This window comes from Phenylobacterium sp. (assembly GCF_004299445.1).
Classification (GTDB): domain Bacteria; phylum Pseudomonadota; class Alphaproteobacteria; order Caulobacterales; family Caulobacteraceae; genus Phenylobacterium.
On sequence record NZ_SCTC01000046.1, the window covers coordinates 1 to 1,544 of the forward strand.

2 protein-coding genes are annotated in these 1,544 nt (G+C 69.9%); both read left to right on the forward strand.

What is annotated here, in order from left to right; translation table 11 throughout:
* The coding region (gene ftsA / locus EPN98_RS12390; protein ID WP_293363017.1) for a cell division protein FtsA at positions 1-810 on the forward strand (810 nt) is incomplete at its 5' end.
* A 120-nt stretch (positions 811-930) separates the two neighbouring features.
* A partial coding sequence (locus EPN98_RS12395) for a cell division protein FtsZ (RefSeq protein WP_293363018.1) occupies positions 931-1,544 on the forward strand: 614 nt, incomplete at its 3' end.

Consider the following 1,544-nt stretch of genomic DNA (forward strand, 5'->3'; position numbering starts at 1 on the left):
GGCATGTACGGCGAGCGCCTGGGCGTGAACATGCATCTGGTGACCGCGGGCTCGGGCGCGCTGCGCAACCTCGCGGCCTGCGTCGCGCGCTGCCACCTGGAGATCGCCGAGATGGCGGTCAGCCCCTACGCCGCCGGCCTCGCGGGCCTGGTCGAGGACGAAATGGATCTGGGCGCCACGCTGATCGACATGGGCGGCGGCACCACGTCGCTGGCGGTGTTCTTCGACGGCCGCGTGGTGTTCACCGACAGCGTGTCGGTGGGCGGCGGGCACGTCACCAACGACATCGCGCGCGGCCTTTCCACGCCGCTGGTGCAGGCCGAGCGCATCAAGACTTTGTACGGCAGCGCCTCGTCGGGGCCCGCCGACGACCGCGAAATCATCGAGGTCCCGCTGGTCGGCGAAGAAGACCCGAATTCCGTGGCGCAGATTCCGCGCTCGCTTTTGGTCGGCATCATCCATCCGCGCCTGGAAGAGACGCTGGAGCTAGCGCGCGGCCGGCTGGAGCAGAGCGGCTTCGACAAGCTCGCCGGGCGCCGCGTGGTGCTGACCGGCGGCGCCTGCCAGTTGCCCGGCGTGCGGGAGCTGGCGGCGCAGATCTTGGACAAGCAGGTGCGGATCGGCCGGCCGCTGCGCCTGGGCGGCCTGGCGGAGGCGACCAGCGGGCCGGCCTTCGCCACCTGCGCCGGTCTGATCGCCTATGCCGAACGGCGCGAGGCCGATGCCTCGGCCGAGCTGCTCGGCCCCGCACCGGAGCGCGCATCCGGCCTGATCGGCCGGATCGGGGAGTGGTTCCGTGCCGCTTTCTAGCTCCGCACCCAATTCCCGTTTCCGCAAGGGCCATGGAGTCGGCCCGTCAAACCCCGTCGCGCCGGAGCGGGAATCCGGCCGACCCCTGTCCCTGTGAACCAAAGCAACCCGGAGGATGAAATGGCTATCAACCTGAGTGTGCCCCGGACCGAAAGCGACCTTAAGCCGCGCATCACCGTCGTCGGTGTGGGCGGCGCCGGCGGCAACGCCGTCAACAACATGATCCGCTCGAACCTCGAGGGGGTCGATTTCCTGGTCACCAACACCGACGCCCAGGCGCTGGCCCAGTCCGCGGCCGAGCGCAAGATCCAGCTCGGCATCGGCATCACGCGCGGCCTTGGCGCGGGCGCCCGCCCCGAGGTCGGCCGCGAGGCCGCCGAGGAGGCGCTGGGCGAGATCGTCGACCACATCGACGGCAGCAACATGGTGTTCATCACCGCCGGCATGGGCGGCGGCACCGGCACCGGCGCCGCCCCGGTGATCGCGCGTGCCGCGCGCGAGCACGGCATTCTGACGGTCGGCGTGGTGACCAAGCCCTTTCACTTCGAGGGTTCGCACCGCATGCGCATCGCCGAACAGGGCATCGAGGAGCTGACGCAATACGTCGATACGCTGATCATCATCCCGAACCAGAACCTGTTCCGCGTCGCCACGGAGAAGACCACCTTCGCCGAGGCGTTCAAGCTGGCGGACGACGTGCTGTACTCGGGCGTGCGCGGCGTGACCGACCTGAT